Annotated in this window: 27 protein-coding genes; 18 read left to right on the top strand and 9 right to left on the bottom strand. The window is 58.7% G+C overall.

Translation table 11 applies throughout. The annotated features are described in order from the left end of the window. The first annotated feature begins 25 nt into the window (after window positions 1–25). The gene (locus AC2FLU_RS18100) at window positions 26–1,828 is read left to right on the top strand and encodes a hypothetical protein (protein WP_496809344.1); all 1,803 of its coding nucleotides are present in this window, start codon (window positions 26–28) and stop codon (window positions 1,826–1,828) included. 26 nt (window positions 1,829–1,854) lie between these two features. Here the strand turns inward: AC2FLU_RS18100 and AC2FLU_RS18095 are convergent, their stop codons facing one another. After that, a complete protein-coding gene (locus AC2FLU_RS18095) occupies window positions 1,855–2,979 on the bottom strand; it encodes a beta-ketoacyl-ACP synthase III (RefSeq protein ID WP_480482230.1) in 1,125 nt (374 codons plus the stop codon). 160 nt (window positions 2,980–3,139) lie between these two features. On the opposite strand from AC2FLU_RS18095, the gene AC2FLU_RS18090 reads away from it, so the two are divergent. Genes AC2FLU_RS18090 through AC2FLU_RS18080 form a run of 3 tightly spaced genes read left to right on the top strand, consistent with a single transcriptional unit; the run spans window position 3,140 to window position 7,700 of the window. After that, window positions 3,140–3,607, top strand: coding sequence for a MarR family winged helix-turn-helix transcriptional regulator (locus AC2FLU_RS18090; protein ID WP_480493635.1), 468 nt, complete (start codon window positions 3,140–3,142; stop codon window positions 3,605–3,607). After that, window positions 3,604–4,641: an efflux RND transporter periplasmic adaptor subunit gene (locus AC2FLU_RS18085; protein WP_480493636.1), complete on the top strand. Its 1,038-nt coding sequence runs from the start codon at window positions 3,604–3,606 to the stop codon at window positions 4,639–4,641. Before AC2FLU_RS18090 ends, AC2FLU_RS18085 begins: the two co-directional genes overlap by 4 nt. 11 nt (window positions 4,642–4,652) lie before the next feature. Continuing rightward, window positions 4,653–7,700 (top strand): efflux RND transporter permease subunit, encoded by a 3,048-nt coding sequence (locus AC2FLU_RS18080; protein WP_496812070.1) that lies wholly within the window; start codon window positions 4,653–4,655, stop codon window positions 7,698–7,700. A 65-nt stretch (window positions 7,701–7,765) separates the two neighbouring features. On the opposite strand, the gene carB is transcribed toward AC2FLU_RS18080, so the two are convergent. Beyond that, window positions 7,766–11,119 carry a carbamoyl-phosphate synthase large subunit gene (gene carB / locus AC2FLU_RS18075; RefSeq protein ID WP_496809342.1) on the bottom strand — a complete coding sequence of 1,118 codons (3,354 nt, stop codon included), beginning with the start codon at window positions 11,117–11,119 and terminating at the stop codon, window positions 7,766–7,768. A 178-nt stretch (window positions 11,120–11,297) separates the two neighbouring features. Between carB and AC2FLU_RS18070 the strand changes: the two genes are divergently transcribed. From AC2FLU_RS18070 to aspS, 4 genes are all read left to right on the top strand, one after another. Then, the gene (locus AC2FLU_RS18070) at window positions 11,298–12,425 is read left to right on the top strand and encodes an aminodeoxychorismate synthase component I (protein WP_496809341.1); all 1,128 of its coding nucleotides are present in this window, start codon (window positions 11,298–11,300) and stop codon (window positions 12,423–12,425) included. Then, window positions 12,380–13,027 carry an aminotransferase class IV family protein gene (locus AC2FLU_RS18065; RefSeq protein ID WP_480622128.1) on the top strand — a complete coding sequence of 216 codons (648 nt, stop codon included), beginning with the start codon at window positions 12,380–12,382 and terminating at the stop codon, window positions 13,025–13,027. The genes AC2FLU_RS18070 and AC2FLU_RS18065 overlap by 46 nt, the downstream gene beginning before the upstream one ends. Window positions 13,028–13,181: 154 nt before the next feature. Next, a complete protein-coding gene (locus AC2FLU_RS18060; RefSeq protein WP_496809340.1) occupies window positions 13,182–13,544 on the top strand; it encodes a CPBP family glutamic-type intramembrane protease in 363 nt (120 codons plus the stop codon). A gap of 79 nt (window positions 13,545–13,623) precedes the next feature. Beyond that, on the top strand, window positions 13,624–15,399 hold the full coding sequence (gene aspS / locus AC2FLU_RS18055) for an aspartate--tRNA ligase (RefSeq protein WP_496809339.1): 1,776 nt from the start codon (window positions 13,624–13,626) through the stop codon (window positions 15,397–15,399). A 180-nt stretch (window positions 15,400–15,579) separates the two neighbouring features. On the opposite strand, the gene AC2FLU_RS18050 is transcribed toward aspS, so the two are convergent. Further along, window positions 15,580–16,299, bottom strand: a complete 720-nt coding sequence (locus AC2FLU_RS18050; RefSeq protein WP_480557782.1) for a response regulator — start codon at window positions 16,297–16,299, stop codon at window positions 15,580–15,582. A gap of 136 nt (window positions 16,300–16,435) precedes the next feature. Between AC2FLU_RS18050 and mce the strand changes: the two genes are divergently transcribed. Together mce and AC2FLU_RS18040 are read left to right on the top strand one after the other, a co-directional pair. Then, window positions 16,436–16,840, top strand: coding sequence for a methylmalonyl-CoA epimerase (gene mce / locus AC2FLU_RS18045; protein ID WP_480519118.1), 405 nt, complete (start codon window positions 16,436–16,438; stop codon window positions 16,838–16,840). Window positions 16,841–16,864: 24 nt separating this feature from the next. Further along, window positions 16,865–17,137, top strand: coding sequence for a DUF1467 family protein (locus AC2FLU_RS18040; protein WP_480519116.1), 273 nt, complete (start codon window positions 16,865–16,867; stop codon window positions 17,135–17,137). A 6-nt stretch (window positions 17,138–17,143) separates the two neighbouring features. Here the strand turns inward: AC2FLU_RS18040 and AC2FLU_RS18035 are convergent, their stop codons facing one another. Both AC2FLU_RS18035 and AC2FLU_RS18030 read right to left on the bottom strand, forming a co-directional pair. Beyond that, entirely contained in the window at window positions 17,144–17,842 is a 699-nt protein-coding gene (locus tag AC2FLU_RS18035; protein ID WP_496715286.1) for an EI24 domain-containing protein, read from the bottom strand. Continuing rightward, a complete protein-coding gene (locus tag AC2FLU_RS18030; protein ID WP_480622132.1) occupies window positions 17,839–18,417 on the bottom strand; it encodes a nitroreductase family protein in 579 nt (192 codons plus the stop codon). Before AC2FLU_RS18030 ends, AC2FLU_RS18035 begins: the two co-directional genes overlap by 4 nt. A gap of 134 nt (window positions 18,418–18,551) precedes the next feature. Between AC2FLU_RS18030 and AC2FLU_RS18025 the strand changes: the two genes are divergently transcribed. Further along, entirely contained in the window at window positions 18,552–18,827 is a 276-nt protein-coding gene (locus AC2FLU_RS18025) for a DUF167 domain-containing protein (protein WP_480622133.1), read from the top strand. On the opposite strand, the gene AC2FLU_RS18020 is transcribed toward AC2FLU_RS18025, so the two are convergent. Beyond that, window positions 18,824–19,063 (bottom strand): DUF8831 family protein, encoded by a 240-nt coding sequence (locus AC2FLU_RS18020; protein WP_267364243.1) that lies wholly within the window; start codon window positions 19,061–19,063, stop codon window positions 18,824–18,826. The two genes, AC2FLU_RS18025 and AC2FLU_RS18020, sit on opposite strands and share 4 nt — an antisense overlap. A 121-nt stretch (window positions 19,064–19,184) precedes the next feature. On the opposite strand from AC2FLU_RS18020, the gene AC2FLU_RS18015 reads away from it, so the two are divergent. The 5 genes from AC2FLU_RS18015 (at window position 19,185) to AC2FLU_RS17995 (ending at window position 21,121) form a co-directional block, all read left to right on the top strand. After that, window positions 19,185–19,892 (top strand): M48 family metalloprotease, encoded by a 708-nt coding sequence (locus tag AC2FLU_RS18015; protein ID WP_480625211.1) that lies wholly within the window; start codon window positions 19,185–19,187, stop codon window positions 19,890–19,892. After that, the gene (locus AC2FLU_RS18010; RefSeq protein ID WP_480475541.1) at window positions 19,889–20,257 is read left to right on the top strand and encodes a YigZ family protein; all 369 of its coding nucleotides are present in this window, start codon (window positions 19,889–19,891) and stop codon (window positions 20,255–20,257) included. Before AC2FLU_RS18015 ends, AC2FLU_RS18010 begins: the two co-directional genes overlap by 4 nt. Window positions 20,258–20,325: 68 nt before the next feature. Continuing rightward, entirely contained in the window at window positions 20,326–20,577 is a 252-nt protein-coding gene (locus AC2FLU_RS18005; RefSeq protein ID WP_480475543.1) for a DUF6455 family protein, read from the top strand. Window positions 20,578–20,591: 14 nt separating this feature from the next. Then, the gene (locus AC2FLU_RS18000; protein WP_496809338.1) at window positions 20,592–20,861 is read left to right on the top strand and encodes a DUF6455 family protein; all 270 of its coding nucleotides are present in this window, start codon (window positions 20,592–20,594) and stop codon (window positions 20,859–20,861) included. Then, window positions 20,861–21,121 (top strand): DUF6455 family protein, encoded by a 261-nt coding sequence (locus AC2FLU_RS17995; protein ID WP_480553949.1) that lies wholly within the window; start codon window positions 20,861–20,863, stop codon window positions 21,119–21,121. Before AC2FLU_RS18000 ends, AC2FLU_RS17995 begins: the two co-directional genes overlap by 1 nt. On the opposite strand, the gene AC2FLU_RS17990 is transcribed toward AC2FLU_RS17995, so the two are convergent. Beyond that, entirely contained in the window at window positions 21,122–21,364 is a 243-nt protein-coding gene (locus tag AC2FLU_RS17990) for a CDGSH iron-sulfur domain-containing protein (RefSeq protein WP_480475549.1), read from the bottom strand. It lies immediately after the preceding gene. Window positions 21,365–21,590: 226 nt separating this feature from the next. On the opposite strand from AC2FLU_RS17990, the gene AC2FLU_RS17985 reads away from it, so the two are divergent. Further along, complete coding sequence (locus tag AC2FLU_RS17985; protein ID WP_209504738.1) at window positions 21,591–21,779, top strand: hypothetical protein; 189 nt, start codon at window positions 21,591–21,593, stop codon at window positions 21,777–21,779. 137 nt (window positions 21,780–21,916) lie between these two features. Here the strand turns inward: AC2FLU_RS17985 and rimO are convergent, their stop codons facing one another. Next, window positions 21,917–23,305 (bottom strand): 30S ribosomal protein S12 methylthiotransferase RimO, encoded by a 1,389-nt coding sequence (rimO, locus tag AC2FLU_RS17980; protein WP_480553950.1) that lies wholly within the window; start codon window positions 23,303–23,305, stop codon window positions 21,917–21,919. Window positions 23,306–23,400: 95 nt separating this feature from the next. On the opposite strand from rimO, the gene AC2FLU_RS17975 reads away from it, so the two are divergent. Next, entirely contained in the window at window positions 23,401–25,356 is a 1,956-nt protein-coding gene (locus tag AC2FLU_RS17975) for an AsmA family protein (RefSeq protein ID WP_496809337.1), read from the top strand. A 47-nt stretch (window positions 25,357–25,403) separates the two neighbouring features. Here the strand turns inward: AC2FLU_RS17975 and AC2FLU_RS17970 are convergent, their stop codons facing one another. After that, on the bottom strand, window positions 25,404–26,900 hold the full coding sequence (locus AC2FLU_RS17970; RefSeq protein WP_496809336.1) for a phosphomannomutase/phosphoglucomutase: 1,497 nt from the start codon (window positions 26,898–26,900) through the stop codon (window positions 25,404–25,406). Window positions 26,901–26,910: the final 10 nt, after the last annotated feature.

The raw sequence follows: 26,910 nt of genomic DNA, 5'->3' as shown, positions 1-26,910 counted from the left end.
GCAAGATCGTCAAGGGCAGTAAACCATGCAGAAAATGCAGGGAAATTACAGCGTTCTCGCAGACCATATGGTTTGGCGGTCGTTCCTGTTTGTCTATACGCTTTTTCTGGCCACGGTGCTGTTTGGTGCTTATCAGGAAGGCCCCGATGACGCGATGCGCTGGGTCATGGTGCAGGACCTGCTGGCGGGGCAGGGCTGGTTTGACGCCTATCAGCATCGGCTGGGGCCGGGTGACGGCACGCTGATGCACTGGTCCCGGCTTGTCGATGCGCCGATTGCCGGGCTCTACACACTGTCCGCGATGGTCGTGCCACCCGACAGCGCCTTGCAAGTGACTGCGTTTGTCTGGCCGGTGCTGCTGGCGGGGCTGACCCTGTGGGCCTTTGCTGTCACCGGTGGAGCTTTGGGCGGGCGCAATGGCGCGGTTTCGGCACTGGTGGTCGGCGTGCTGACGCTCGAACATTATCGGAAGTTCGACTATTTCTCTTTTGACCACCACAATGTTCAGATTCTGCTGTTTGCAGCGGCCCTCATGTTCTTTGTCCTGCGCAAGGCCAAACCCTCTGCTGCGGGGTGGCTGGGTGCCTGCCTCGCCCTTTCGGTGTCCGTCGGCACCGAATCGATCGTGCAGATCGCGGTTATCGCGGTGTTCCTTGCGATTGACTGGATCGTGACCGGCACAGCCGCCCGCCGCAACACCATGGTGTTTGGAGCCGGGCTGGCGCTGACCCTGTTGCTGGCCAGCGTTGCAACAACGGGACGTCAGGGCTTTCTGTTTCCAAGTTGCGATGCCCTGACGATCAGTGTGGCCCTGCCGGCCGGGATCGCGGCCCTGTGCCTGTGTGCAGCAGCCTGGGTCGGGTCGGGCTGGTCCTATTGGGGGCGTATCGGCGCGTGTCTTGTGATAGGCGCTGTAACACTTGGCTGCGCTTACGCATTTGCACCCCACTGCCTTGAAAACCCGATTGCGGATCTGCCTCAGGACATGCGCGACTTCTGGCTCAGCCAGGTCGCTGAAGCACAGAATATCACCGTCGTTCTGGAACGGCATCTGGGCGAGGCTGCGGCCCTGATCGCCATGTCTGTCATCACGGCGGTGGCGGCCTTGATCTTTGCCCGCCAGTCACAAGACAAAATGGATTACCTCCTGTTTCTGGCGCTGATTGTGACCGGGTTTTCCATGTTTCTGTACCAGTCCCGGATGATGACGTTTCTGGGCGTGTCCCTTGTGGCTGTTCAGGCTCAGGTGCTGCGGGCCCTTTACGTCAGTTACAGAACCCATGGCCGCACGCTCTCCGGCTTGGCTATGATAGGCTTTATCGTCTGCGTCTCGCCAAAGATCGGCATCAGCGTGGAAAAACAGCTGGAACGGTTTGCGCGCCCATCCCTTGCGGCACCCGTCGCCGAGGTAGCACAGGATTCGCAAAACATCGGCGCCCCCTGCAAAGCGCCCGAGGCCTACGCGGCCCTGCAAGACCTGCCAGCCGGAATGGTTCTGGTCGATTTCGATTATGCGGCAGAGGTGCTGCGCTATACTGATCATTCGGTTCTGGCTGGGAATTATCACCGCAACCGGGCCGGAATTCAGGCGCAGATCGCGGTTTTGCGTATGGATGCGTCCCAGGCCGGTCCGCGTCTTGCTGCGCTGGGTGTAAGCTATGTGCTGCTGTGCACCGCCGCGCCCCGTGCCGAATTCTGGGATTGGGCATCTCAGGGGCGCGGGCTGCAATCCCAGCTAGCCAAGGGTGAAACCCCCGCCTATCTCAGCCGGATTGATGGTGGGGAAGGGGCCGCGTTTCAGGTTTTTCAGCTCGCGGCCGATCTCTAGGCCGTCAGCGCTTTGCGGAATGCCGATCAGGCGTGACGCTTCACGATCACCGATCCAACCGAATACCCGGCCCCAAAAGAACAGATCAGGCCCAGATCGCCCTCTTGCAGATCGTCAGAGTATTTCGAAAACGCAATGATCGACCCTGCGGATGAGGTGTTCGCATAATCCTGAAGGATATTGGGTTGCTCGCCCGCTTCGGGTTCGCGGCCCAGAACCTTCTTGCCGATGAAGTCGTTCATCGTCTTGTTGGCCTGATGCAGCCACAGGCGTTTGAGGTCGGTATTGCTGACCCCTTCGGCCTCCATATGGTCGCTGATATGCTTGCTGACCATCGGCAACACTTCCTTGAACACCTTCCGGCCGTTCTGCATGAACTGCATGTCGCGGCGGTCAATCACACCATCGGGGCGCGACCGGCGCAGGAAACCGTTGTTGTTTCGGATATTGTTGGAAAAGGCGGTGGCACAGCGGGTCGACAGGATTTCGAAATGCGGGCCTTTTGCGTCTTCGATCCGCTCGATCAGCGTTGCCGTTGCCACATCGCCAAAGATAAAGTGACAATCCCGGTCGCGCCATTCCAGATGGCCCGAGCAGATTTCAGGGTTCACCACCAACGCCGCGCGCACCGAACCGGACCGCACCATATCCGCCGCCGCCTGAATGCCGAACGTGGCCGAAGAACAGGCGACATTCATGTCAAAGCCGAACCCGTCGATACCCAGTTCCTGCTGAATCTCGATTGCAATCGCCGGATAGGCGCGCTCGTGGTTCGAGGCCGCACAGATCACCAGATCGACATCCGCCGCCGTGCGCCCCGCCTGCGCCAGCGCCTTCTTGCAGGCATCCACTGCCATCTCGGTCATGATCCCGGGCTCGTCATCGTTGCGCTGGCGCAGCGTCGGGTGCATCACGTCGGGGTTCAGCACCCCGGACTTGTCCATCACGTAGCGGTTCTGAATGCCCGACGCCTTGACGATGAACTCTTCCGAGGAATGCTGCATCGCCTCCATCTGCCCGGCTGCGATGGCCTCGGCATTCTTCGCGTTCTGCTTGTCGGCATAGGCGTTGAACGCTTCAACAAGCTCCGCGTTGGTGATGACGTTTTCCGGGGTGAAGACACCGGTACCGGTGATGGCGGGGGTATACATGGCGGGTCCTGAATGTTTCGGATTCGCCCAAAATGCAGTCATGGCGTGATTTGATCAAGATATGTTGACCTAAGGGAATTCGTTCCGGGGCGCAGTTTCATATCTTGAATAGTTCAGAAATTGAAGTATATCGCCCCGTAACCCGCGCGGAGACCCCCCAATGCCAGACGATATCAGCGCCAGACTGGGCCGCCTCAGCCCCGAGATTCAGGCGATCATGGGCGTCTATGCCCTGTACTGGAAACTGGAAGAGACCTTCGACTGTATCGAAACAGACCTGAACCACCCGGAATGCCACATGCTGATCAAACTGGATCAGCCCAAGCGCATGGGCGTTCTGGCCGCTGATATGTTAAGCGTCCCGTCAACGATCACCGCCACAGCCGATGCCCTTGAAAAAACGGGCTACCTGACGCGGCGGCGTGACCCCGAAGACCGCCGGGCCTGGTTGCTGGTGCTGACAGAGCAGGGCGAAGAGGCCCGCAACATGCTGGTCGCTGCCGCCGGGGACCTGTTTCACAGGGCCTCGGGCCTAAACGAACAAGAAACTGCCGAATTCGCGCGACTGGCGCGCAAAATCCGCGACAACGTATTGAAAACGGGAATTCCCGAGGGATTGAAGAAATGAAACTCCTGACCTCTCTGGGCCTTGCACTGGCCATTCTGGCAACCCCGATTGCCGCTCAAGATACCCCGAAACCGGTGAAACTCATGCAGGTGCGCGAAACCGCGCCGGGTTTCACGCGGCAGTTCTTTGGCCGCGTCGCCGCGCGCCAGACCGTTGATCTTGCCTTTCAGGTTGCCGGCCAGATTGTCGAGATGCCCATCAACGAAGGCTTCATGATTCCCAAGGATGGTCTGATTGCCCGCCTGGATCAGGAACCGTTCGAGCTGCGCCTTGATCGGGCGCGGCTGCAAAAGGAACAGGCCGACCGCACCGTCGCCCGCCTGTCGCGCCTGCGCGGTACAACCGCCAGCCAGGTGGCCGTGGACGACGCCGAGACCGAGGCGCAGCTGGCCGCAATCGCCCTGCGCGACGCGGAATATGAACTGGAACACGCCACGTTGACCGCGCCGTTTGACGCGCTGGTCTCCAGCCGCTCGGTCGAGGCGTTTACGACCGTCTCGGCGGGCACCCCCATCGTCCGCATTCACGACATGTCGGAACTTCGCATCGTGGTCGATGTGCCCGAGATCCTGTTTCAACGCTCTGGCCAGAATGACGACTTCTTCATCACCGCGAAATTCCCGGTCAGTGACGAAGTCTTCCCGCTGGAAATCCGTGAATTCGACGCGGAAACCTCCAGCGTCGGTCAAACTTTCCGGATCCAGTTTGGCCTGACCCCGCCAAAGGGGCTGCAAATCTTTCCCGGTTCTTCCGTTACCGTCAACGTTCAGGTGCAGGACAACCGCACAGGCATCGTCGTCCCGGCGACCGCCGTAGTCGCTGACGCAAACGGCGCGCTGAACGTCGTGGTGTTTTCCCCGGTAGGGGCGGATGAGGGCACCGTGCGCCGTGTCCCAGTGACCATCGAGCCCACGCAAACCGGCGAAGTCCGGGTGCTGACGGGCCTGTCAGATGGGGATGAGGTCGTTGTGGCCGGGGGCGCTGTGCTGACGGATGGTCAGACGGTGCGCCGGTTCGCCGGTTTCGCGAACTGAGGGGCTGACAGATGAACATCGCCCGCGCCTCAATCGACCGGCCGCTTTACACATGGCTGGTCATTCTCATTGCTCTCATTGGGGGCATCTGGGGGTTCACATCGCTTGGCCGTCTGGAAGACCCGGCCTTTACAATCAAGAACGCGGTTGTCATCACGCAATACCCGGGCGCCACCGCCGAACAGGTGGCGCTGGAAGTATCGGAACCGCTGGAATCCGCCATACAGCAGATGGGCGAGGTAAACGTCATCACCTCGGTCAATCAACCCGGACGGTCCCTGATCGAGGTTGAGATCAAGTCGACATACGACGGCACCGAACTGCCCGCCATCTGGACCCGGCTCAGGGCCAAGGTGCGCGACGCCGCGCGCGGCCTGCCATCGGGCGTCGGCCAACCGTTTGTGAATGACGGGTTCGGCGACGTGTTCGGCCTGTTCTATGCGGTGACCGCCCAAGGGTTCTCGGACGCTGAAAAGCACGAACTGGCAACCTTCCTGCGGCGGGAACTGCTGACCGTTGACGGCGTTGCGGATGTCGAGGTTCAGGGCCTGCCGGACGAGGCGATCTTTGTCGAACCCGATCTGGCGATTTCGGTGAACCAGAATGTCCCGCTGCAAGCAATCAACCAGGCGATTGCCAATGCGGATTCGGTCAATTCCTCAGGGTCCTTGCGCTCTGATAACGACCGCACCACCATCCTGACGGCTGAAGGGTCGGACAGCGTGTCGGCCATTGCGGGCCTGTCTGTCGGTTCGCAAGGGCAGGTGATCAACCTCTTTGACATGTCCGATGTCTATCGCGCCCGTCAGAACGACCCCGACATTATCATCCGCTACAACGGGATCGAGGCTTTCACCTTGGGCATCGCGGGTCTGGCCACTGAAAACATTGTCGAGGTTGGCAAACGCGCTGACGCCAAATTCGCGGAGTTGAACACAAGCATTCCCTTCGGTGTCGAAATCCTGCCGATCTATCAGCAACATGTGGTGGTCGAGCAGGCCTCGAACGACTTTCTCGTGAACCTTGCCATGTCGGTGGCCATCGTGGTCGCCGTGCTGGGCATCTTCATGGGCTGGCGCGCGGCCATTGTCGTTGGCTCGACCTTGCTGCTGACCGTGGTCGGCACGCTTCTGTTCATGTCGCTCTTCTCAATCGAGATGGAGCGAATCTCACTGGGTGCCCTGATCATCGCCATGGGGATGCTGGTGGACAACGCCATCGTCGTGGCCGAAGGGATGCAAATATCCATGCTGCGCGGCCAGTCCTCGCGCGATGCGGCCGAGGATGTGGCGTCAAAAACCCAGATCCCGCTGCTGGGTGCGACCGTGATTGGCATCATGGCCTTTGCGGGCATTGGCCTCAGCCCTGACGCAACCGGAGAATTCCTGTTCTCTCTGTTCGCCGTGATCGGCATTTCACTGTTGCTCAGCTGGGTTTTAGCGATCACCGTCACGCCGCTATTGGGGCATTACTTCTTCAAACAGGGCAAAGCAGGCGAGATCGACGCTTATGGCGGCCTCCTGTTCCGCATCTATGGTGCGATTCTGCGCTTTGCGCTGCGCTTCCGCTGGCTGGTTGTTGCTGGTCTCGTCGGCGTAACCGTGGTGTGTTATGCCGGGTTTGGGCTGATGAAACAGCAGTTCTTCCCCAACTCCAACACGCCTTTGTTCTTTGTGCACTACAAACTGCCGCAGGGCACACCGATTGCACGAACAGCCGAAGACATGGCGGTGTTCGAAGAGTGGCTGGCAGCACGCGACGACGTCGTCTCGGTCACGACCTTTGTCGGCCAGGGGGCTACCCGTTTCATGCTGACATATTCAGCCGAAAAGCCGAACCCCAGCTATGGGCACATGGTCATCCGCACAGCAAGCCTGGACGACATCCCGGCGCTGCAAGCAGATCTTGAAGCGTTTGGGTCTGTCCAATTCCCCGAAGGTGAGTTCGGTACCAAGCGTCTGGTCTTTGGCCCCGGCGGTGGTGATCCGATTCAGGCCCGCTTCTCGGGCAGCGACCCGGTCGTGCTGCGCCAGCTTGCCGATGAGGCGGTGCAGCGCATGGCAGCCGCATCGCCGAACGCGCTGCTGGTTCATCACGACTGGCGCGAACAGGAACTGGCGCTGCAACCGATCTATGCAACAGAACGGGCGCAGACAGCAGGTGTCACGCGCGAAAATATCGCCGCCACTCTGCAATTCTCGACCGACGGCATCACGGGTGGTGTGTTCCGTGAGCGCGACCGCCTGATCCCGATTATCCTGCGCCGACCCGCGGACGGAGATTACTCGATTGTCGATCAGGTCGTGTACTCGGACCAGTCGGAAAAGTTTGTTCCAATTGAACAAATGGTGGATGGATTCGAGTACAAATCGCTCAATACGTTGGTTCACCGTCGTGATCGGGTTCTGACCATCACCGTCGGCGCCGACATCCCGCCCGACCTGACAGCGGCACAGGTCCACGCCGAAGTGCGCGACGCCATCGAGGCCATCGATCTGCCACCCGGCTACAAGATGGAATGGGGTGGAGAGTTCGAAAACTCGCGCAAAGCACAGGCAAGCCTGGGCAGACAATTGCCGCTGAGCCTGCTGATCATGGTGTTGATCTCGGTCCTGTTGTTCAACGCGATCCGCCAGCCGATCATCATCTGGCTGCTGGTGCCGATGTCCGTAAACGGCGTGGTGATCGGCCTGCTGGGAACAGGGTTGCCCTTCACCTTTACGGCACTTCTGGGCCTGCTCAGCCTGTCGGGTATGCTGATCAAGAACGGCATTGTTCTGGTTGAGGAAATCGATCTGGTCCGCGCCACCGGCAAGCCCTTGCGCGAGTCAATCATCGAAGCATCCGTGTCCCGTTTGCGGCCCGTCATGCTGGCGGCTGTCACGACCATTCTGGGCATGGCGCCGCTGCTGACGGATGCGTTCTTCGTCTCGATGGCAGTGACGATCATGGGCGGTCTGGCATTTGCCACTGTGCTGACAATGGTTGCAGCACCGGTGTTCTATCTGCTGTTCTTCGCCCGTGACGAACGAAAGAGAACGACGGAAATACCTACGTAAAGCATTGGAAATAAAGAAAAGCCCCAGAGTTTCCTCTGGGGCTTTTTCGTTTGGGTCAGGGGTCTTTACCCCTGTAGCGATTTCACCTCGACGTCGCCTTCAGCCTGCGCCTTGATCGCCAGTGCAGCGGCGTTGGCACCTGCTGCGGTGGTGAAATATGGGATCTTATCATACAGCGCGATCGAGCGGATGGCCTTGCTGTCCTCAACCGCCTGCGCGCCTTCGGTAGTGTTCATCACCAGCTGCACCTGACCGTCTTTCAGCATGTCCACAACATCCGGGCGGCCTTCGTACACCTTGTTCACCACGTCACAGGCAACACCCTGTTCGTCCAGCCAGCTTTGGGTGCCGCGCGTGGCCACGAGCGTAAAGCCCTGGTCAACCAGAACTTGCGCCGCTTCCAGCATGGCTTTGCCCTTGTCGGCATCCTTGATCGAAATGAACGCACGGCCAGAGGACGGCAACACCATGCCCGCGCCCATCTGCGCCTTGAGGAACGCACGTGGGAAGTCACGGTCCCAGCCCATCACCTCGCCGGTCGAGCGCATTTCCGGGCCAAGGATGGTGTCGACGCCGGGGAAACGGGCGAAGGGCATGACAGCTTCTTTCACCGAGAACCACGGCATGTTCGGATCGGCCAGCGTCATCTGGTCCGCGATCTTGGTGTCCTTGCCTTCCTGATAGGGAGGGCGCATCGGGAAGTTGGCCAGCTTCTCGCCCGCCATGATGCGTGCAGCAATCGACGCAATCGCACTGTCGGTGGCCTTGGCAACAAACGGTACGGTGCGCGACGCGCGCGGGTTCACTTCGATCAGATAGATCTCATCATCTTTGATCGCGAATTGCACATTCATCAGGCCAACGACATTCAGCGCCTTGGCCAGCTTGAACGCCTGATCCTTGATCTGCCCGATGATCTCTTTCGACAGTGAATAGGGCGGCAGCGAACAGGCGGAATCGCCCGAGTGGACGCCCGCCTCTTCGATATGCTGCATGATGCCCGCGACGTGGACATCGTTGCCGTCACACAGGGCGTCTACGTCCAGTTCGACCGCGCCCGCCAGATAGCTGTCCAGCAGTACGGGGCTGTCGCCCGAGACCACAACGGCCTCGTTGATATAGCGTCGCAGCTGATCCATGTCGCGCACGATTTCCATAGCACGACCGCCCAGAACGTAAGAGGGGCGAATGACCAGCGGGAAACCGATCTCTTCCGCAATCTCCAGCGCCTTTTCGTCGGTCGAGGCAATGCCGTTTCTGGGCTGTTTTAGGCCCAGTTCATTGACCAGCGCCTGGAACCGTTCGCGGTCTTCGGCCAGGTCAATTGCGTCCGGTGTGGTACCCAGAATCGGAATACCCTCGGCCTCAAGCGCGTTGGCCAGCTTCAACGGAGTTTGCCCACCGAACTGAACGATCACACCGTGCAGCGTGCCATTTTCCTGTTCCTTCGTCAGGATTTCCATGACGTGTTCAAAGGTCAGCGGCTCAAAATACAGACGGTCCGAGGTGTCGTAGTCGGTCGAGACTGTCTCGGGGTTGCAATTGACCATGATGGTCTCGTACCCGGCCTCGGTCAGCGCATAGCAGGCGTGGCAGCAGCAATAATCGAACTCGATCCCCTGACCGATCCGGTTCGGACCACCACCAAGAATAACGACCTTCTTGCGGTCGCTTGGGCGTGCCTCGCATTCGACATCGCCCATCATCGGCGCTTCGTAAGTCGAGTACATATAGGGCGTTTGCGCTTCGAACTCGGCGGCGCAGGTATCGATGCGTTTGAAGACCGCGGTGACGCCCAGATTGTGGCGGGCGCGGCGTACGTTATCTTCGCTGCGGCCAGACAGATTGCCCAGACGCGCATCGGTGAAGCCTAACATCTTGAGCTTTCGTATGCCTTCTTCGGTCACTGGCAAACCGTCCTTGCGCACGGTGCGCTCTGCTTCGATGATCTCGCGGATGCGGGCCAGGAACCAGGGGTCAAACTTGGTAACGCCGAAGATTTCGTCGTCGGTCAGGCCATGACGCATGGCTTGTGCGATAGTGCGCAGGCGGTCGGGGGTCTGCTTGCTGATCGCTTTGATGACATGTGCCTTGTCGTCGCTGCTTTCGACCTCATCCCACAGGCCGATGCTCAGCCCCGGAATTTCGATCTCATCAAACCCGGTCAGGCCGGACTCCATCGAGGCCAGCGCCTTTTGCATGGATTCGTGAATGGTGCGGCCGATGGACATCGCCTCACCCACCGACTTCATTGCAGTGGTCAGATAAGGCTCAGAGCCGGGGAATTTCTCAAACGCGAATTTCGGAATCTTGGTGACGACATAGTCGATGGTAGGTTCAAACGACGCAGGCGTGACCTTGGTGATGTCATTGTCCAGCTCGTCCAGCGTGTAACCCACGGCCAGTTTCGCAGCGATCTTGGCAATTGGGAAACCCGTCGCCTTGGAGGCCAGCGCCGAAGAGCGCGACACGCGCGGGTTCATTTCGATCACAACCATGCGGCCATCATCGGGGTTGATCGCCCATTGCACGTTCGAGCCACCGGTTTCCACTCCGATCTCGCGCAGCACGGCGATCGAGCCGTTGCGCATGATCTGGTATTCCTTGTCGGTCAACGTCAGGGCAGGGGCCACGGTAATCGAGTCACCCGTGTGCACGCCCATCGGGTCGACGTTTTCGATGGAGCAGACGATAATGGCGTTGTCGGCGGTGTCGCGCACCACTTCCATCTCGTATTCTTTCCAGCCCAGCAGGCTTTCATCGACGAGGATCTGGTTGACAGGCGAGGCATCCATGCCCGAGCGGCAGAAATGGATATAATCCTCGCGGTTATAGGCCACGCCGCCGCCTGTGCCGCCCAAGGTAAAGGCCGGGCGGATGATGGCAGGCAGGCCGATTTCCTCCAGCTCGTCCAGAGCGATCTGGACACCTGCGTCCAGATCGGCAGAGCCGTCGGCCTTCTTGGGGGCGGTCACGATGGTGGCTTTAGGGTTTTCCAGCCCCAGCCGATCCATCGCCTCGCGGAACAATTTGCGGTCCTCGGCCATCTCGATGGCGTCGCGTTTGGCACCGATCATCTCGACACCGAACTTGTCCAACACCCCCATCTCTTCCAACGCGAGCGAGGTGTTCAGACCGGTTTGCCCGCCCATTGTGGGCAGCAGGGCATCAGGGCGTTCCTTTTCGATGATCTTGGCGACGACCTCGGGCGTGATCGGCTCGATATAGGTGGCATCGGCAAGTCCGGGGTCAGTCATGATTGTCGCCGGGTTCGAGTTGACCAGAATAACCCGGTAACCTTCTTCGCGCAGGGCTTTGCAGGCCTGCGCTCCAGAATAGTCGAACTCGCAAGCCTGACCGATAACAATGGGACCCGCCCCGATGATCATGATCGACTTGATGTCGGTTCTCTTCGGCATGGCCTGGCCCCTTCGATTTTGCACGAGTCGCGGGCACCGCCCAAGCGCCCAAATTGTCGTGGGTTATAGGGACCACGCAGAAAGGTTCAAGGGGTATCGGAAACAGAAGCGAAATTGCCGCTTTCCCCCCTTTCCCCTGCCAGAGTATTCTCTATATCGCCCTTCACGGCAAAAGAGGATGCAGTTGCGTATTCGTTTTGATCAGGGACCAGCCGGTCGCGGAGCCCGGTTTCAGCGTCCGTCTCGGATTATCCGCGCGGATACTGCGAAGGACGTGCCCCAGGCTCTGGCGGCGCTGGATGAGGCGCGCGCGGACGGGGCATGGCTGGCTGGCTATGCCAGCTATGAACTGGGATATGTGCTTGAACCCCGGCTGATCGATCTTTTGCCGGATGCGCGTCGGTTGCCCCTGCTGTGCTTTGGGGTTTACGGCGCACCGGATCGGGTTGCTTTACCGACGCCTGCGGGCGAGGTGCGCGTGTTTCAGCCGCGCTGGGATGAGGCGCGTTATGGCGAAGCCTTTCAAGTGGTGCATGATGCCATCGGTGCTGGTGATATCTATCAGGCGAACCTGACCTTTCCGATTGATCTGACCGTCTCGGGCAGCAGTGAAGCCCTTTATGCGGCACTGGCAGCGGGGCAGCCCGTTGGGCATGGCGCGCTGGTGCAGCAGGTCGGGTTGCCCGATTTGCTCAGCCGCTCGCCGGAGTTGTTCTTCCGCACGGACACGGATGGAAAGATCGAAACACGACCGATGAAGGGTACCCAGCCGCGCAGCGAAGACCCGGATGAGGATATGCGGCGCCGGTCGTTTCTGACCACGGACGAAAAGAACCGGGCGGAAAACCTGATGATCGTCGATCTGCTGCGCAACGATATCAGCCGTGTCGCGCTGCCCGGTTCCGTTCATGTACCTGAACTGTTTAAGGTCGAAACCTATGCGACCGTGCATCAGATGGTTTCACTTGTCCGGGCCCAGTTGCTCAAATGCGCAGGGCTCAGCGATATATTGATGGCGTTGTTTCCCTGCGGCTCGATCACGGGCGCCCCCAAAATTCGCGCCATGGAAATTCTGGCCGGGCTGGAACCCTGGCCGCGCGACATCTATTGTGGCACCATCGGCTGGGCCGCGCCTGATGGCCGGTCCGAGTTCAACGTGGCCATTCGTACGCTGATGCTGGAAGGCGATCAGGCCACCCTGAACGTGGGCGGGGGCCTTGTCTGGGACAGTACCGCCCCGGCAGAATATGAGGAGGCGCTATGGAAAGCCCGCTTCGCCCGCCAGCTGAGCCTGATTTCCGCCTGATCGAAACGCTGGCGTTTCGGCCAGATCAGGGCTTTGTCCGAAAAGACCGTCACCTTGCGCGCATGGCCCGAACCGCTGCGGCCTTTGGCCTTCCCTTCAACCCGGATGCAGCGACCGCCGCGCTGGATGGCGCGTTGGGCGACACCCCCTTGCGTTGTCGTTTGACGTTGGATGCATCGGGTGCATTCGAATTGACGACCGGGGTTCTGGCCAGCAACCCTCCGGTCTGGCGCATAGCCCTGTCTGATCAGCGGCTGGCTTCCAATGATCTTTGGCTGCGTCACAAGACAAGCCGCCGCGCCCTATATGACGATGCCCGCGCCGCGCTGACGGATGGCATAGACGAAGTTTTATTCCTGAATGAGCTTGATGAACTGTGTGAGGGCACCATCAGCAACCTTTTCGTCGAAAAGCGGGATGGCCGTATTCTGACGCCTGCGCTGTCCAGCGGTCTGTTGCCTGGCATATTGCGCGAAGAGTTGCTGGATAAAGAAACGGTGTCCGAGGCCGTGCTGACCTTGAGCGACCTGAAAAATGCGCAAACTGCCTACATGGGCAATTCACTGCGCGGGCTGATCCGGGTGGAGCTGATATACACGTGATCAAAGAAGGTGCGATGGTCGGGTCTCCGGTTGCATTGCCGCGGTTAAGGGTTGAGTTCGGCCTGTTTAATATTGTCCCGCCGCTGATCATCGCGGTTTTGTTTCCTACGAACAGGATGTTTCCGGCACTGTTTGCCCTGACCGGGATGGGATATTGCTGCTGCATTGGACACCGGGCATTCAATGGGCCGAGCTGCGCTATGATTGGGCCAACTGGTCGCTTCGCGAAGTTGTGCTGTTCCGCCCACTATACTTCCAGTGTTATCACGCGATCTTGCCAGAGGGGCGCGCGGCTTATGTGCTGAATGCTGCAATCTTCTCGTTCGCGCTTCTGATGCATTGGAGCTGGATTGTCGCCCTCATGACATTTGCGGGCGGGCTGCTGTTTACATGGGCCTACAGGCAGCGCGGTTCGTTCTTCTATGCGGTGCTGTTGCACGTGATTGTGGGTAATATCATCTTTGCGGTCGGGCTGGGTGTCTATTTCTACTCAGGCAACGTGCAAAGGCCGTTTTGACAGGGCGACCCGCCTTGACTTTCCGGGCCTGACAGGGTGTATCGGCGCGACGAATTCTGCGCCCGAAGGGATATGATCCATGCACGCCTATCGCAGCCACACCTGCGCCGCACTGACCGCCGCCGATGTCGGTGAAACCGTTCGCCTGTCCGGTTGGGTGCATCGGGTCCGAGATCACGGGGGCGTCCTGTTCATCGACCTGCGCGATCATTTTGGTGTGACACAGGTTTTGTGCGATGGCGACAGCGCCGCTTTTGCTGCGCTGGAAAAGGTGCGTTCCGAATGGTGCATCCGCATCGACGGAACCGTCAAGGCGCGTGCCGCCGAACTGGTGAACCCGAAACTGCCCACCGGCGAGATCGAGGTTTACGTGCGCGAACTGGAAGTTCTGGGGGCTGCGGAGGAACTGCCGCTGATGGTGTTCGGCGATCAGGAATACCCCGAGGAAACGCGCCTGCGTTATCGTTACCTCGACCTGCGGCGCGAGGCGATGCAGCGCAACATGACCCTGCGCTCGGACGTTGTGGCCTCCATGCGCAAGCGTATGTGGGATCAGGGGTTCCGTGAGTATCAGACGCCGATCATCACCGCATCCTCGCCCGAAGGCGCGCGTGACTTTCTGGTGCCGTCGCGCCTGCATCCGGGCAAGTTCTACGCACTGCCGCAGGCCCCGCAGCAGTTCAAGCAGCTGATCATGGTCTCGGGCTTCGACAAGTATTTCCAGATTGCGCCCTGCTTCCGCGACGAAGACCCGCGCGCCGACCGCTCACCCACCGATTTCTACCAGCTCGACCTCGAGATGTCCTTTGTCGAGCAGCAGGATGTGTTCGACACGATCCAGCCCGTTCTGGCCGGCGTCTTCGAAGAGTTCGGCGGTGGCCGCAAGGTTGATCAGGACTGGCCGCAAATTTCCTACAAGGATTCGGCGCTGTGGTACGGCACGGACAAGCCCGACCTGCGGAATCCCATCAAAATGCAGGTGGTCTCTGACCACTTCCGCGGGTCTGGTTTTGCGATTTTCGCAAAACTGCTCGAACAGGAAGGTACCGAAATTCGCGCTATCCCCGCGCCAACCGGTGGCAGCCGTAAGTTTTGTGACCGAATGAATGCCTTTGCCCAGAAAGAGGGTCTGCCGGGGATGGGCTACATCTTCTGGCGTGATCAGGGCGAAGGGATGGAAGCCGCAGGTCCGCTGGCCAAGAACATCGGCCCCGAACGGACCGAGGCAATCCGTCAGCAATTGGGTCTGGGGGTCGGCGATGCTGCATTTTTCCTGGGTGGTAAGCCGAAAGCCTTTGAAAAGGTTGCAGGCAAAGCGCGCGAAGTGATCGGGGATGAGCTTGGCCTGACCGAGAAGGACCGCTTTGCCTTTGCCTGGATCGTTGATTTCCCGATCTACGAGCAAGACGAAGAAACCGGCGCTATCGACTTTGAGCACAACCCGTTTTCGATGCCGCAAGGCGGCATGGAAGCGCTGCAGGGCAATCCGCTGGATGTGCGCGGCTATCAATACGATCTGGCGTGCAACGGATACGAACTGGTGTCGGGTGCGATCCGGAACCACAAGCCGGAAATCATGCTGAAAGCTTTTGAACTGGCGGGCTATGGCGAGGATGAAGTGAAATCCCGATTTGGTGCCCTGTTCAACGCCTTCCACTACGGTGCGCCGCCGCACGGTGGCTGCGCTGCAGGGATCGACCGGATCGTGATGCTGTTGGCGGATGAGGCCAATATCCGCGAGGTCATGATGTTCCCGATGAACCAGCGGGCCGAAGACCTGATGATGCATGCGCCGTCGGACCCGACGTCAGATCAGCTGATGGAACTGGGTTTGCGCCTCATTCCGCAGGACTGAACGAGAGCCGCCCGCATTTAGCGGGCGGTTTCATTTTGATGCCAGCGAGTATTCGCGGGTCAGTCCAGCGGGTTGTTCAAATCACCTCGGTTGACACGAATTGAACGTGCAGCATGCCGTGTTTGGCGATAGGCCCAGATGCACAGAAGCGTTGCAGTGATGAAGTAGGCTGCAATCACGTCAAATCGCCTTTCTTTGTTCCAGGCGGTTCTGCACCATGCCGGCGACCTGCGCTGCCTGCGCGGTGATCGGTGCGCCGTTCGCCCGTGACAGCGCCAGCTTTCGGGCGGCTTCTGCCAACGGTCTGTCATCGGCTTCCCGTGCGACCCCTTGCAGGAACTGGGCAGCGTAATCCCACGTGCGATGATCGTTGGGCCCGGTAAGGACATCGGCGATATGCGCCATATCGTCCTGATAGGCCATCGGGTCGGGGCGGATGACTTCATCTCGAACCGAGTGGAGCCCGCTTGGGCGTCGATCCTCGGGCAGGCGCTCCAGAATGGACTTCTGAAAATAAGACAATGATTTTATTGGCTTGGAAAGAAATCCGTCCGCCCCGGCTGCGTGCGCCAGACTTTCGGTGGCGTCGTCGCCCGACAGGCCCATGATCACGCTGATCCGTGGTGAAGCTTCGGCCAGTTCGGCGATCAGGTCGGCTCCGGACCCGTCGGGCAGGCCCATATCAACCAGAATGACCGAAGGGCGATAGATTTGCAGGTGTCGCCGTGCCGATTTCAGGCAGTCAGCGCGTCGGATACGTGCGCCGCTGTGCAGGCACATCAGGCGGATCGCGTCGCAGGCATATCGGCTGTCTTCAACAACCAGAATTGTCTGTCCCAGCAAGGGCCGCGTTGCGGTGGGCGTGGCGGCGGTGGTGGCAATGAGGCCCGAATCGTCCATGGCAGCTCTCCTATCCAGCAGATGCTTCACGCTAGGAACTTCTGGCTAACACGACGTTAACGCGCGATTTGGCGCACTTGTCCTTTTGCAGAGCAACCCCCATAACCCACGCAAAGCAGGACATCAGGAGTGTGACATGATTGGACGTCTGAACCACGTTGCCATCGCCGTACCCGACCTTGAGGCGGCATCCGAGCAGTACCGCAATGCGCTGGGCGCCAAGGTTGGCGCGCCGCAGGACGAGCCGGATCATGGCGTCACGGTTGTGTTCATCGAACTGCCCAACACCAAGATCGAACTTTTGTACCCGCTGGGCGACGACAGCCCGATCAACGGGTTTCTGGAAAAGAACCCGGCAGGCGGTATTCATCACGTATGCTATGAGGTCGACGACATCATCGCCGCCCGTGATCATTTGAAAGCGACCGGCGCCCGTGTTCTAGGGTCGGGTGAGCCCAAGATCGGCGCACATGGCAAACCAGTGTTGTTCCTGCATCCCAAGGACTTCAACGGCTGCCTTGTCGAGCTGGAACAGGTATGATCCGCAAAACCCGGGGGACCTGAAGTGACCATTACTGCTGCATTGGTGCTGTTCGCCGTCATCTGGTTCATGACGTTGCTTGTGGTGCTGCCCATTCGCATCAAAACTCAGGGTGACCTGAACGATATCGTTCCGGGCACCCATGCGGGTGCGCCGGAAGTCCATCACATGAAAGCCAAGATGTGGATCACCACCGCCATTGCTGTGGTTTTGTGGGCGATCATTGCCGGGATCATCATTTCCGGTGTGATTTCAGTGCGGGACCTCGACTGGTTGAACCAACTGGAGCCGAGGTAATCTGTGTCAGACCTTTTGGCCTGACACAGCATGATAAATATGGGTGAATGTCGCCGCGCCAAGGATCGGGATCACCAGATTCAACAGCGGTATCGACAGCGGAATGGCCATCAGGGTTCCGGCGACCCAGATCGTGGTCGAATGTCGGGCCCGCAATTGGCGCGCGCCATCCCGCCCGATCCGGCGTATGGCGGCCAGCGTGAAGTATTCCCGCCCCAACAGGAACCCGTTCATGGCCCAGAAGATGAAGGGCGCAAACGGGGTGAAGATCGCATAGAGGATCAGCGCCAGCAGGTTTGCTACAATCAGCACGCCAAGAAAGCTGAGGCCGTCCTTCAGGGCCTCCGACACCGGGATGCGTCGTGCAGGTGGCAAGGCTGGAAAATGCTTGTCCTCGACCGCCTGCGCCACTTCGTCCAGAAAGATCGATGTGATGGCTGACGCCACCGGTACCATCAGGAAAACAGGCAGGACCAGGACGAGAACGATACCTGAATAGTTCAGAACGTCGTTCAGCCACGGGACAGCTCCGACCAATGGCAGCGAGATTTCACTGCCCGACAACCAGTTGATCAACCTGATCGCACCGACACATGCAAGACCCAGCAACAGGATGGTCAAACCTACACCGCGCAGCAGAACGGCACGGAACTTGGGATCTCCGATCTGGCTTAGTGCGCTGAAAAAGGCGTTCAGGATGATCATTCTGTGATCCATTCCGTTATGGCTGCCACATCGGGCCGCGGGCGTTCGGGTGGGGCAGTTCCTTCGGTGGCGATGTGTATCAGTCCGGCGACACGCTCGTTCTTGGCAAGGCCAAAGGCGTCGACACAGAAGTCGTGGTCGTGGGTTTGCCAACCTGTCAGCCAGTTTGCACCCCAACCCGCGGCCAGCGCGGCATTCAGCAGGGCCAGACAGACCGCGCCCGCAGAATAGGTTTGTTCGATTGCGGGTATTTTCTCGGACGGTTTTTGTACTTCGATTACGGCTACGGCCAGATGCCCCATGTCGAACTGGCTGCGCGCTTTTGCAATGTCTTCTGGACTTTTGTTCAGCCGTTGCCCGCAGGCCTCGGTCAGGGTTGCCAACCGTGCCATGGCCCCCTGTTCCAGAACGATAAATCGCCAGGGTTCCAGTTTTCCGTGATCGGGGCTGCGTGCGGCTGCGGTCAGCAGGGGGCGCAATTCGTCCCGTGTCGGAGCCGGGGCAACCAGTGTCTTGGCGGGTCGGGACCGGCGCGACTGCAAAAACTCCAGAGCAGCGGGGTTTTTCATGGACATATGTTAACTTCCTTTACATCACGTCTCTGTATCTTGGTCGGCATGCCGAGGGTTTCAAGGGCGCGGCGACGGATCGCGTGGATCAATTTCATCCTACCGCCCATCATGCAAGACTATTGAGGGAAGGGGCGACAATGGCGAAATCGAAACTACGAGATCTGCCGGATCTCAGCGCGCAGGCGCACGCCGGGGCAGTGTTTCACTTGAAAGTAACACCTAAGGCCGCGCGCGACCGGGTGATCGTGGAAGGCGGGCAGATCAGGGTATTTGTCACGGCTCCGCCTGACAGTGGCAAAGCCAACCATGCGGTTCAGGCGATCCTTGCGAGGTGCCTTCGCGTTGCCCCTTCGACACTGACACTCAAGCAGGGGCAAACCGCGCGCAACAAGGTGTTTGTCTATGTGCCCTAAGGTCCCGTTTCACGGATCTGGTAAACACCCTCGGGCAGGTCCAGCGCTGCGGCCAGGTCGCGGACCTGTTCGGGCGACAAGGTGATCTTTTGCACCTGGTCGGTTCGCGGATCAAACTGTTCCAGCGTGACGCATTCGGCGAAATTGTTGATCACAACATCTTCCTGCAAGGGTTTTTCACCTTCGTCCACAAGCGTTATGACCGTCGAGTCGAATTCATGCTCAATCGAAAACATAAGGACAGAGTGCAAGCCGTCGACGCGCAATGCAAGACGTTCGTTTCAAAGCATTGTGTGGTCACTCTGAGCGGCAGGTACTATGTTGAAATCGCAGTCAGACCGAGCCGAAGGATGTAACATGCGCAGACGCTTTGTTTTGGTGTTTCCCCTGCTGCTTGCGGCCTGTGCGGAAGGTGCATTGCGCTTGCAGCCTGCCGCGGACTGGCTGGGTGAAGGGCCGGGTTCTGAGGATGTTGCCCAGACCTTTCGCGAAGTCAGCCAGAACATCGTGGCTGAGGCCCGCAGCCAGTGTTTGAAGCAACCAAGGCCTCAGAAATGCGATTTCCAGATTCTCGTTGACCTGAATCCGCGCGCATCCGCCAATGCCTTTCAGACATTGGACGACCAGCGGCAACCTACCATCATTTTTACCGTTGCGATGATCCGTTCTACGCAAAACGCAGACGAACTGGCTTTTGTCATGGGACATGAGGCGGCCCATCACGTTCTGGGGCACATCGCAAGGCAAAGCGAAAATGCCAGCGCAAGCGCCACTGAGTTTGGAAAGGCGGAAAAGCTGCGCGGGGGTGACGCCGCCGACATAGAAGAGGCTCAGAAAGTGGGCGCGCAGGTTGGTGTTCAGGCTTATGTGAAGGCTTTTGAGCTTGAGGCTGACCAGATGGGCACGATCATTACATATAACGCGGGCTACAACCCGCTGGTTGGGGCGAAGTTCTTTGACCGGATTCCGGATCCTGGCGACAGGTTTCTGGGCACCCACCCACCAAACGCGCAGCGCGTGCACATCGTGCTTGAAACCGCCACGCAACTGGGGCTGACGCAATGACCGATCTTGTGCGCCTTGGCGTAATTTTGACGGATCGCGGGTCGAAATATGCGGTATCTGGCGCGCCTGTGGCGTCGCGCGCGGAAGTTGACGCGGTTCTGGATCAACTGAAGTCCGATAAATCCTATGCCAAGGCCACACATAACACCTGGGCCGCCTCTTTGCCGACCGGTGCACTGAAGGCCGATGATGGGGAAAGCGGGGCCGGTATGGTAATCCTGCGGATGATCGAGCGTGCAGGGCTGGACAATCACGTGATCATCGTCACCCGCTGGTACGGAGGCAAAAAGCTGGGTGGGGACCGCTTTCGCCGCGTTCAGGATGCAACCCGGGCCTATCTGGATCACATCGGCGCCCAATTTTGACCTGTGTCAAAGTATGACGCCCCGGATGCGCTACGATTTCGTAAAGCGCGAAAGGGAAAGGATACAGCATGCCCACCCGAGAGTCCTTGAGGCTTCATGCCGGATTGGTGGACGACATGGCCAGAATGCTGGACATCGATCTTGAGGAAGCAGCCATTGGTGGCAAGGTGTCTTTCGACCAGATTTCCGAGGCAGTTCTGCGATGTACCGATTGTCCAAACCCGGATCATTGTCAGGATCTGCTCAACAAAATGGCGACCGCTGGGCGGACACCGGAATACTGCCGTAACCAGGAGTTACTGCACAAATTGATGCCTTAACTGTCAGGTTCGCCATGCCACGACTCGGTGAAATCATGGCCCATCTTCGTCTGGTACTGCGGATGGGTCAGGTCACAGGAACCGACTTGGCCGCAGCCTATCGGGATGGTCACCTGAAACATGAGGATTGGGCCGAGATCGTGCAACAGTGTCGCGGCTGTACCTGGGCCAGAACCTGTCCGGAGTGGCTGGGACGGCGTGAACAGATTGATCATGCCCCGTGCACATGCCCGAACCGCGGTCGATTCAAGGCCATCAAAGCTTTGCAAGCGGAGGACGCGTGATGCCTCGGGATATTCTGGGTGAGGTCGAAAAGCACTTTTGGATGACGCGCTCTGTTTCCCGCAGCATGGGAATTTCACTGAGCGAAGCCATGGCCGAAGGGCGGTTGTCGCCCGAAGGATACGCTGAACTGGTCACGCGCTGTCGCGCCTCGGGCTGTGGTGCGCAATGCACCAACTGGCTGGCTCAGCGGCAGAATCCAGCGGACACGGCCCCAGATTTCTGTGCAAATTCAGAGACGCTGAACAGATTGAAGGGCTGATCAAAGGTCTTTATGCGTTCCATCGCACAACGGCGCGTTTGCACTGTGTTTGCACCCGCAAAAAAAGACCTTTTTGCTGGCCTCGGCCGTATATTTCACCGGTTCGAACCCGCTGTCTTTATGTGAGCCATCGCAAAAGGGTTGCCGGTTCGACTTTCCACACGCGCACCAGAAATAGGTTTTTCCTTCGGCAACTTCGACTGGAAAAGGGGTTTTCTGGGCAATAACGGGTGTGTCTGACATGTGGCTTCTCCGTATTTGGCTGAAACGTCACACAGTTTAGGACGATGCAGACAAAAAGGTAGCTGTAATGCCGCAAGGATCATCGTTTGGGCTTCGAACTGGCATGGAATCGCTCTTCCTCACAAGGAAGTGACCGTTTTAGTTGCCAGATTGCCGTTCAGCCCGTACTCTGGAAGCGGCCCGAAAAGCTGGGCAATATCAGAAAAGTAATAGAGGATTGACGGACATGAAACTGAAACTTGCAGCCGTTGGCGCATTTGCCCTGGTCCTGACCGCTTGTGCGCAGCAGGAAGAACCGACCCCTGTTTACGTACAACCCGACTATGACAAGTATGGCTCGGCCAGCTGCTCGGCAGGCTATGAACTGGCAACAACCGAAGCAGGTCAAACCGTCTGCAACCCGGTTTCTCAGTAAGCCTTTCGCAGGCGGTTTGACTACGGACCGCCTGCACCATTTTCAGGAATTTTCGCCGCCATTCATGGCGGTTTTTTCTACCTGAACTGTACTTCGTAACTATTGACCCGAAAACACTATGGGGCAGGCTACTGGCGTTAAACGGGTTTCCCCCACAGATCGTATTCCCCCGCCTCGTCCACTTCGACGGTGACGATATCGCCGGGTTTGAAGCCTTCGAAGCCCTCGTCAATGAACAGGTTGCCGTCGATCTCGGGAGCGTCCGATTTGGTGCGGCAGGTGGCGGCTTCGTCATCCACGTCGTCGACGATTACTTGAAGCGTTTGTCCGACTTTAGCTTGCAACTTGGCTTCTGAAATGGCCTGAGCCTTTTCCATGAAGCGATCCCACCGCTCTTGCTTGACTTCGGCCGGGACGTGATCGGGCAGGTCGTTTGAGCGCGCACCGTCCACGTTTTCGTATTGAAAACAGCCGACACGATCCAGTTGCGCCTCGTCCATCCAGTCCAGCAGGGCTTGGAATTCGGCCTCGGACTCACCCGGATAGCCAACGATAAAGGTCGAACGCAGGGTGATATCGGGGCAGATTGCGCGCCAGGCTTGGATTTCGTCCAGAGTTTTGGCCGCTGCGGCGGGGCGGGCCATCCGTTTCAGAACATCCGGGTGGGCGTGCTGGAACGGGATATCCAGATACGGCAATATGTTGGACCCGGCATCCGCCATCAGGGGGATCAACTCGCGCACATGTGGATAGGGATAGACATAGTGCAGCCGCACCCAGGCATCCATCTGACCCAGTTCACGGGCCAGATCGGTGATGTGGCTGCGGACCTCGCGGTCTTTCCACGGGTTCACATCGTATTTCCGGTCCAGCCCATAGGCCGAAGTATCCTGCGAGATCACCAACAGTTCGCGCACGCCGTTTTCGACCAGCTTTTCCGCCTCGCGCAGAACCGCATGGGCCGGACGGCTGGCCAGTTTTCCTCGCATATCGGGGATGATGCAGAACTTGCATTTGTGGTTACAGCCCTCTGAGATTTTCAGATAACTGTAGTGGCGGGGGGTCAATCGAACGCTGCTGGCGGGCAGCAGATCAACGAACGGGTCAGGGTCAGGGGGAACGGCGGCGTGAACCGCATCCAGCACCTGTTCGTACTGATGCGGACCGGTGACCGCCATGATGCGGGGGTGGTGCTCGCGGATGTAATCCGGTTCGGCGCCCAGACAGCCGGTGACGATGACCTTGCCGTTTTCAACCAGCGCCTCTCCGATCGCATCCAGCGATTCTGCCTTGGCGCTGTCGAGGAACCCGCAAGTGTTCACAATGACGGCATCGGCCCCGGCATAATCGGGCGAAATGCCGTATCCTTCAGCACGAAGCCGGGTCAGAATGCGTTCGCTGTCGACCAAAGCTTTTGGACAGCCCAGCGACACCATGCCGATCGTCGGCTGGTTTGAACGGGGTGTCTCGGTGATCCGGGCGGCCGGAGCCAGGTCGGGGCGGAGGTTTGGCGGGTTCGTCGTCATGGCGCGGCATATAGTGGGGAAAGCTTCCTCTTGCAAATGTGACGTGCGATTTGAATGATCGCGGCAAAGACAAGCCAAAAGGCGGAGAGCAGATCATGAAATGGCTGATACGCATCCTGTTTATTGTTGTGGCAGTGATTGCGCTGGTAATTGGCGCGCTTTTGCTGATGCCCGGAGACAAGCTTGGCGCGATTCTGGCTGAGCAGGTCAAAGCCCAGACCGGGCGCGAACTGAGATTGAGCGGCGACGTGCGCCTGTCGTTCTGGCCGGTGCTGGGGATGGAAACCGGGCCGGTGCGTTTTGGGAACGCCAGCTGGGCCGGGCCAGAGCCGATGCTGAGCGCTGATAGCCTTGCCGTGGGCGTGGATGCTGCTGCGCTTTTGAATGGGGATCTGCGGATCAAACGTGTTTTCGCGGAAAACCCTGTGCTGCGGCTGGAGCGTTCGCAAGGGCGCGGAAACTGGGAGCTGAGCGCGCCTGTGACCACCGCGACTGCCACACCGTCTGCGGGGACGGTTCCGGCAGGCGCATCGTCGGCCGTAACTTTGGAAGAGTTGCAGCTAAATAATGCGCGACTGATCTATGTGGAAGAAGGTGCCACGCAGATGGATTTTCCTGATGTCACCTTGTCGGCCAGTTGGCCTCTGGTCACTGCGCCGATGGTAATGGAAGCATCAATGCCTGTACCCGGAGGTGCTGTTCAGGTTGATTTGAAGATCCCGGACTTGCCAGCTTTTGCCGCAGGGTCCGTAACCGCGCTTGAACTGGCCCTGACTGCACCGGGTGGTGAGATAGGCTTTGACGGCCACGTCAATCTGGCCGGAGAGATGGACGGGACCACAAAGATCACCACCCGAGATACGGAAAAGATGCTGGCGGCCTTCGGTCAGGCGGGTGTGGCTGTGCCGTGGGGATTGGGTAACGTTGCTGATATCTCTGCACAAATGACCTATACGCGGGACGGTCGGATTTCCCTGCGAAGCATGACAGCGCAGTTGGATGGCAACCGGTTCGTCGGAGAGGCGGATATCACCATTTCCGATCCCCCTCAGATCGTCGCACGGTTGGATGCGGGCGATCTTGACCTGTCAAAGATATCCGAAACCGGCACCGGGTCGGGTGGCGCGTCTCAACCTGCGTCACCAGTTCAGGAAGGCTGGTCAAAAGACCCAATCGACGCATCCGCATTGGCTTTGGCGAATGGCAATATTCGCCTGACGGCCAACTCAATCGCGGTTCCCGGCATGACCTTTGGGAAAAGTGACCTGACGCTGACACTGGACCGCGCGCGGGCGGTTCTTGCCATGCATCCGGCGACATTGTTTTCGGGTCAGTTGAATGGGCACGTGGTTGCCAACAATCGCAATGGCCTGTCCGTGGGTGGCAAGGTGACGGCAAGTGAGATTGATCTGAAACAGGCGTTGTCGACACTGGCCGGGGTCGAACGCCTGTCGGGAAGCGCGGCAGGAACCGTTGAGTTTCTGGGTGTAGGTCAGTCTGAGGATCAGATCATGCATTCTCTCAGCGGTAAGGGAAATCTGGATGTCGGGACGGGGGTAATATCCGGTTTCGATCTGGATCGACTTATGGGGCAGGGGACCGGATCAGGCGGGACAACTGTGTTCAACAGCCTGTCGGCCAGCTTCGCCATCGATCAGGGTGTGTTGACGAATAACGATCTGCTCATGTCGCTCAAGAATTTCCGCGCCGATGGTCAGGGGGTCGTGGGGCTGGGTGCGCGCAATATCGATTATCTGTTCACGCCCGTAGCTTTGCGGGCCAATTCGGGGCAGGGCATATCGGTGCCTGTGCGTATCGTTGGCCCGTGGAGCAACCCGTCAATCAAGCCGGATTTGACCAAGGTCATCGAAGCAGCGGCAGATGTGAAGGTCAAGGAGCTGGAAAACGACGCGAAACAGAAAGTTTTCGAAAAGGTTGGAAACGAGCTGGATACCACCATCACGGACAGCGATCAGATCGAAGATGCGCTTAAGAACAAGCTTGAAGAAGAGGCGAAGAAAGGGCTGCTCAAACTGTTTGGCGGCAATTGAGCAAGTGTTGCGCTTGGGGCGATCAGATATGCCCCAAGCAGTTTTCTTCAGATGGTCTGGTCGTAATCGCCAACACCGGGTTCGGTTCGGATCACCGCATCGATATCGGCAAAGATCGCCCGCATCTCAGCCTCGCTTTCGCTGCTTTCACAGACGACCACCAGATTGGGTGTGTTGGATGAAGCCCGCACCAGCCCCCAGCTGCCATTGTCCAGAATGACACGTGCGCCGTTCACCGTAACGACCTCTTTGATCGCACGGCCAGCAAATGTCTCACTAGCTTCGCTTTTGGCAACGAGCTTGTCGACCAGACGCTGCAGGATATCGTATTTTTCGGTATCTGCTGCATAAGGTGACATGGTGGGCGTTGACCATGTTTTGGGCAGCGCCTTGCGCAGATCGGACATGCTTTGATCCGGGTTGCGGTCCATCAGCTTGCAGATCTCGACCGCTACGCGCATTCCGCAGTCATAACCGCGCCCGACCGGCTCGGCCAGAAAGTAATGGCCCGACTTTTCGAACCCAGCCAGCGCGCCGATTTCCTTGACGCGCCGTTTCATGTGGCTGTGGCCGGTTTTCCAGTAATCTGCCTTGACGCCAAGGGCCTGTAACTCGGGATCGCTGGCAAACAGGCCGGTAGATTTCACATCTGCGACAAAGGTCGATCCGGGGTGCAGCTTGGCAAGATCGCGGGCCATGATCACGCCCACCTTGTCGGCAAAGATTTCTTCGCCTTCATCATCTACGACGCCACAACGATCACCGTCACCGTCAAACCCAAGTGCCAGATCGGCACCGCTGGATTTTACCGTTGCCGCCATGTCATGCAGCATTTCCATCGCTTCGGGGTTCGGGTTGTAATTCGGGAAAGTGTAATCCAGCCGGTTATGGCTGGGGACGACCTCAACCCCCATCCGTTCGAAGATTTCGGGCGCAAAGGCCGAAGCGGTGCCGTTTCCGGTTGCGCAGACAATCTTTAGCGGGCGGGACACTTTGAAATCACCGACGAGGTCGTCGATATACGCTTCCTTCACGCCCTCGACGAATTCCCAAGATCCACCCGCATGCGTCTGACCTTCGCCATTCAGAACGATGTCGCGCAATTCAGACATCTCGTCGGGGCCGTGTGTCAAAGGGCGGTCAAAGCCCATTTTGACCCCAGTCCAGCCGTTTGGATTGTGGCTCGCCGTAACCATCGCCACGGCCGGTACATCCAGATGAAACTGTGCGAAATAGGCCATCGGGCTAAGCGCAGGGCCAATGTCTTTCACGCGGATACCGGCCTGTATCAAACCCAGGATCAGGGCGTTTTTGATCGCCAGTGAATAGTCACGGTAATCGTTTCCTACAGCGATCACGGGCTCGATCCCGCGCCTGCGCATTTGCGTGCCAAGTCCTAGGCCAAGCGCCGTCATGCCCGGCAGGTTAATCTCTTCCGGATATTTCCATCGGGCGTCGTATTCGCGAAACCCGGTGGGTTTGATCATTGCGTCGCGGAGAAAGCTCCAGGTGTTTGGTGTTACCTCGGGAATCGGTTTGGTCATAACAAGTCTC

This window comes from Ruegeria sp. SAZD013 (assembly GCF_059612525.1).
This window is presented reverse-complemented; position numbering and strand designations above follow the sequence as displayed.

What these genes read in the sequence shown, in the direction of transcription:
- AC2FLU_RS18100 (WP_496809344.1), top strand. Translation starts at nt 26, where the DNA reads ATGCAGAAAATGCAGGGAAATTACAGCGTTCTCGCAGACCATATGGTT.
- AC2FLU_RS18095 (WP_480482230.1), bottom strand. Translation starts at nt 2,979, where the DNA reads ATGTATACCCCCGCCATCACCGGTACCGGTGTCTTCACCCCGGAAAAC.
- AC2FLU_RS18090 (WP_480493635.1), top strand. Translation starts at nt 3,140, where the DNA reads ATGCCAGACGATATCAGCGCCAGACTGGGCCGCCTCAGCCCCGAGATT.
- AC2FLU_RS18085 (WP_480493636.1), top strand. Translation starts at nt 3,604, where the DNA reads ATGAAACTCCTGACCTCTCTGGGCCTTGCACTGGCCATTCTGGCAACC.
- AC2FLU_RS18080 (WP_496812070.1), top strand. Translation starts at nt 4,653, where the DNA reads ATGAACATCGCCCGCGCCTCAATCGACCGGCCGCTTTACACATGGCTG.
- carB (WP_496809342.1), bottom strand. Translation starts at nt 11,119, where the DNA reads ATGCCGAAGAGAACCGACATCAAGTCGATCATGATCATCGGGGCGGGT.
- AC2FLU_RS18070 (WP_496809341.1), top strand. Translation starts at nt 11,298, where the DNA reads ATGCAGTTGCGTATTCGTTTTGATCAGGGACCAGCCGGTCGCGGAGCC.
- AC2FLU_RS18065 (WP_480622128.1), top strand. Translation starts at nt 12,380, where the DNA reads ATGGAAAGCCCGCTTCGCCCGCCAGCTGAGCCTGATTTCCGCCTGATC.
- aspS (WP_496809339.1), top strand. Translation starts at nt 13,624, where the DNA reads ATGCACGCCTATCGCAGCCACACCTGCGCCGCACTGACCGCCGCCGAT.
- AC2FLU_RS18050 (WP_480557782.1), bottom strand. Translation starts at nt 16,299, where the DNA reads ATGGACGATTCGGGCCTCATTGCCACCACCGCCGCCACGCCCACCGCA.
- mce (WP_480519118.1), top strand. Translation starts at nt 16,436, where the DNA reads ATGATTGGACGTCTGAACCACGTTGCCATCGCCGTACCCGACCTTGAG.
- AC2FLU_RS18035 (WP_496715286.1), bottom strand. Translation starts at nt 17,842, where the DNA reads ATGATCATCCTGAACGCCTTTTTCAGCGCACTAAGCCAGATCGGAGAT.
- AC2FLU_RS18030 (WP_480622132.1), bottom strand. Translation starts at nt 18,417, where the DNA reads ATGTCCATGAAAAACCCCGCTGCTCTGGAGTTTTTGCAGTCGCGCCGG.
- AC2FLU_RS18025 (WP_480622133.1), top strand. Translation starts at nt 18,552, where the DNA reads ATGGCGAAATCGAAACTACGAGATCTGCCGGATCTCAGCGCGCAGGCG.
- AC2FLU_RS18020 (WP_267364243.1), bottom strand. Translation starts at nt 19,063, where the DNA reads ATGTTTTCGATTGAGCATGAATTCGACTCGACGGTCATAACGCTTGTG.
- AC2FLU_RS18015 (WP_480625211.1), top strand. Translation starts at nt 19,185, where the DNA reads ATGCGCAGACGCTTTGTTTTGGTGTTTCCCCTGCTGCTTGCGGCCTGT.
- AC2FLU_RS18010 (WP_480475541.1), top strand. Translation starts at nt 19,889, where the DNA reads ATGACCGATCTTGTGCGCCTTGGCGTAATTTTGACGGATCGCGGGTCG.
- AC2FLU_RS18005 (WP_480475543.1), top strand. Translation starts at nt 20,326, where the DNA reads ATGCCCACCCGAGAGTCCTTGAGGCTTCATGCCGGATTGGTGGACGAC.
- AC2FLU_RS18000 (WP_496809338.1), top strand. Translation starts at nt 20,592, where the DNA reads ATGCCACGACTCGGTGAAATCATGGCCCATCTTCGTCTGGTACTGCGG.
- AC2FLU_RS17995 (WP_480553949.1), top strand. Translation starts at nt 20,861, where the DNA reads ATGCCTCGGGATATTCTGGGTGAGGTCGAAAAGCACTTTTGGATGACG.
- AC2FLU_RS17990 (WP_480475549.1), bottom strand. Translation starts at nt 21,364, where the DNA reads ATGTCAGACACACCCGTTATTGCCCAGAAAACCCCTTTTCCAGTCGAA.
- AC2FLU_RS17985 (WP_209504738.1), top strand. Translation starts at nt 21,591, where the DNA reads ATGAAACTGAAACTTGCAGCCGTTGGCGCATTTGCCCTGGTCCTGACC.
- rimO (WP_480553950.1), bottom strand. Translation starts at nt 23,305, where the DNA reads ATGACGACGAACCCGCCAAACCTCCGCCCCGACCTGGCTCCGGCCGCC.
- AC2FLU_RS17975 (WP_496809337.1), top strand. Translation starts at nt 23,401, where the DNA reads ATGAAATGGCTGATACGCATCCTGTTTATTGTTGTGGCAGTGATTGCG.
- AC2FLU_RS17970 (WP_496809336.1), bottom strand. Translation starts at nt 26,900, where the DNA reads ATGACCAAACCGATTCCCGAGGTAACACCAAACACCTGGAGCTTTCTC.